This window comes from Vibrio sp. Vb2131, from assembly GCF_033338535.1.
In the GTDB taxonomy this organism is placed as follows: Bacteria; Pseudomonadota; Gammaproteobacteria; order Enterobacterales; family Vibrionaceae; genus Vibrio; species Vibrio alginolyticus.
The window spans coordinates 1-608 of record NZ_JAWOSW010000108.1 but is presented as its reverse complement, the minus strand read 5'-3'; the positions used below and the strand labels follow the sequence as shown (position 1 = coordinate 608).

Below are 608 nucleotides of genomic sequence, written 5' to 3'. Positions count from 1 at the left end.
ACCTATCAGGCTGGCAGGTAGCGGCAGATAACAACACTGCATCGACTATGTACCCGGATCAGTCGCTATACCCAGTGGACTCAGTGCCTTCAGTGGTTAAACGCATCAACAACTCTTTCCGTCGTGCTGACCAAATTCAGTGGGCGAATGGCAAGTCTCCTGAAGATGAAGGTGGTATTGATTACTTCCTACCAATCGTAGCGGACGCAGAGGCGGGCTTTGGTGGCGTGCTAAACGCATACGAACTGATGAAGTCGATGATCGAAGCCGGTGCCGCTGGTGTTCACTTTGAAGACCAACTCGCTTCGGTTAAAAAATGTGGTCACATGGGCGGTAAAGTACTGGTTCCGACTCAAGAAGCGGTACAAAAACTGGTAGCTGCGCGTCTTGCTGCAGACGTTTCTGGCACAACAACGCTAGTTATTGCACGAACTGATGCGAACGCGGCAGACCTACTAACTTCAGATTGCGACCCATACGATAAAGACTTTATTGAAGGTGAGCGTACTCAAGAAGGCTTCTACCGTGTACGTGCTGGTATCGACCAAGCGATTTCTCGTGGTTTGGCTTATGCACCATATGCAGACTTGATTTGGTGTGAAACTGCG

The 608-nt window shown here is 49.8% G+C and carries 1 protein-coding gene; it reads left to right on the top strand.

Features of this window, described 5'->3' with window-relative positions:
- A partial coding sequence (locus tag R7E38_RS23135) for an isocitrate lyase/phosphoenolpyruvate mutase family protein (RefSeq protein ID WP_318082188.1) occupies positions 1 to 608 on the top strand: 608 nt, incomplete at both ends.